This window comes from Leisingera sp. F5 (assembly GCF_001593695.1).
Map to the genome: position 1 here is coordinate 1 of NZ_LUKH01000361.1, position 2,721 is coordinate 2,721.

Below are 2,721 nucleotides of genomic sequence, written 5' to 3' on the forward strand. Positions count from 1 at the left end.
ACCCGTGCCGGCGCCCTGTGTGAAGAGGCCTGCGATGCGCTTTCACCCTACGGTGAAGACGCGGCAACCTTGAAGGACGCCGCGCGTTTCGTTATTGCGCGCGACAGCTAACCCCGCGCGCCACGCCCCGTGCCTTCCTGGCCCGGCGCAGCCCAAGGAGACACCATGTCCGACCGGCCCAAAACCCCGCTTCTGGACCAGATCACGCGCCCGGCGGATCTGAAGGGGCTGACGGATACCCAACTGGTGCAGGTGGCGCAGGAGCTGCGGCAGGAAACCATCGCTGCCGTCTCTGTCACCGGCGGCCATCTGGGCGCAGGCCTTGGCGTGGTGGAGCTGACCACCGCGCTGCATGCGGTATTCGACACCCCGCGGGACAAGGTGATCTGGGACGTCTCCCACCAGTGCTACCCGCACAAGATCCTGACCGGGCGCCGCGACCGTATCCGCACCCTGCGGATGAAGGACGGCCTCAGCGGCTTCACCAAACGCTCCGAGTCGCCTTATGACCCGTTCGGCGCCGCCCACAGCTCCACCTCGATCAGCGCCGCGCTTGGCTTTGCCGTGGCCCGCGACCTCGGCGGTGTGATCCCCGAAGGCAACGGGGATGCCATCGCGGTGATCGGCGACGGATCAATGTCGGCCGGCATGGCGTTTGAGGCGATGAACAACGCAGGCCACCTGGGCAAGCGGCTGTTCGTGATCCTGAACGACAATGAAATGTCGATCGCCCCGCCGGTGGGCGCGCTGTCCTCCTACCTCTCGCGCCTCTACGCCGGGGAACCTTTCCAGGAGCTGAAAGCCGCAGCCAAAGGCGCCGTCTCCCTGCTGCCTGAACCCTTCCGCGAAGGCGCCAAACGCGCCAAGGACATGCTCAAGGGCATGGCGGTGGGCGGCACCCTGTTCGAAGCACTCGGCTTCTCCTATCTCGGCCCCATCGACGGCCACGACATGGACCAGCTGCTGCCGGTCCTGCGCACGGTCAAGGCGCGCGCCACCGGCCCAATCCTGATCCATGTGCTGACCAAGAAGGGCAAGGGCTACGGCCCCGCCGAGCGCGCCCGCGACAAGGGCCACGCCACCGCCAAGTTCGACATGGTGACCGGCGAGCAGAAGAAGGCGCCCTCCAACGCGCCCTCCTATACCTCGGTCTTCGGCAATGAGCTGGTGAAGCTCGCCGCCAAGGACGACAAGATCTGCGCCGTTACCGCGGCGATGCCAGACGGCACCGGCCTCAACCTGATGGCCGAACGCTACCCCTCGCGCTGCTTCGACGTCGGCATTGCCGAGCAGCACGGCGTGACCTTTGCCGCCGCGCTGGCAGCGGGCGGCATGAAACCCTTCTGCGCGATGTATTCCACCTTCCTGCAGCGCGGCTATGACCAAGTGGTGCATGACGTGGCCATCCAGCGGCTGCCGGTGCGCTTTGCCATCGATCGCGCAGGCCTGGTCGGCGCCGATGGTGCCACCCACGCCGGCAGTTTCGACATTGGCTATATGGCCAACCTGCCCGGCATAGTGGTCATGGCCGCCGCGGATGAGGCTGAACTGGTCCATATGGTCGCCACCGCCGCCGCTCATGACGATGGCCCCATCGCCTTCCGCTACCCGCGCGGCGAAGGTGAGGGCGTCGAGATGCCGGAAACCCCGGAAGTGCTGGAAATCGGCAAGGGCCGGATGATCCAGGACGGCAAGCGCGTGGCGCTGCTGTCCTTCGGCACCCGCCTGGGCGAGGTAAGAAAGGCCGCCGAGGCGCTTGCTGCCAAGGGCATCACGCCCACCATCGCCGACGCCCGCTTTGCCAAACCGCTGGACCGGGACCTGATCCTGCAGCTGGCCGCGGACCACGAGGCGCTGATCACCATCGAAGAAGGCGCAGTGGGCGGTTTCGGCTCCCACGTCGCGCAGCTGCTTGCAGAAGCAGGCGTTTTCGACAGCGGCCTCAAGTTCCGCTCAATGGTGCTGCCCGATACTTTCATCGACCAGGCCAGCCCGGCGGACATGTATGAGGTCGCGGCGATGAACGCGCCGCAGATCGAAGCCAAGGTGCTGGAAGTGCTGGGCGTCGCAACGATAGGCGAGAAGCGGGCTTAATCGCGGAACAACAGGCCCGCGCCTGCCAGTTGTGTGCTGCGTGTTAAGGAAAACCAGTCACCTCACAGGCATATCTGTAAGCTCCAGATAGCTTTCTTTCATTCAGCTTGCGCACCAGTGCAGCGACCTCGTCGTCCCCGAGCAGGTGAACAGGCAGCTTGTAAGGGCAGACCACGGCAACGTTCTATAACATGGCCCGTTTGGCAAAAACCTCGGGGCCAAACACGATGTCCGCTTTGGCTGAAAACGATTGCTTTTCCCAAATCTGATCCAGAACCCCAGGAAACTGCCTACTAATCCGCGCATAAAGCCGCCCAAGCGTCCGGAAATTCGACAGAACAAAGACCAAATGCAGCCAGCCCATGCCTTAAACCCCCGGCGGCTCTGCCGGCGGCACAAAGCTCTCCATGTCCTCGGCTTCCAGCACCGCGCGCAACCCCTCGCGGTAGGTTGGATAGAGCAGCTCAACCCTCAGCTCCTCCCTGATGCGGCGGTTGCGGACCCGCTTGTTCTCGCCGTAAAAACTGCGCGCCATCGGCGTCATGCCGGCCTCGTCAAAGGGCACCTCGGCAGGCATAGGCAGGCCAAGCAGTTCCGCTGCATGGCCCAGCACATCCTGCGGCGGGG

1 protein-coding gene and 2 pseudogenes are annotated in these 2,721 nt (G+C 64.7%); 2 read left to right on the forward strand and 1 reads right to left on the reverse strand.

The genetic code is table 11. The annotated features are described in order from the left end of the window. Together A2I95_RS30295 and dxs are read left to right on the forward strand one after the other, a co-directional pair. Positions 1-111: pseudogene (locus tag A2I95_RS30295) on the forward strand (polyprenyl synthetase family protein); the annotation flags it as partial. A gap of 54 nt (positions 112-165) precedes the next feature. After that, a complete protein-coding gene (gene dxs, locus A2I95_RS30300) occupies positions 166-2,094 on the forward strand; it encodes a 1-deoxy-D-xylulose-5-phosphate synthase (protein WP_291735840.1) in 1,929 nt (642 codons plus the stop codon). Between the two features lie 367 nt (positions 2,095-2,461). Here dxs and A2I95_RS30305 read toward each other — a convergent pair. Beyond that, a pseudogene (locus tag A2I95_RS30305) lies at positions 2,462-2,721 on the reverse strand (SDR family NAD(P)-dependent oxidoreductase); the annotation flags it as partial.

Excerpts from the sequence above, each read along its gene's own strand:
- dxs (WP_291735840.1), top strand. The coding sequence starts at position 166 with ATGTCCGACCGGCCCAAAACCCCGCTTCTGGACCAGATCACGCGCCCG.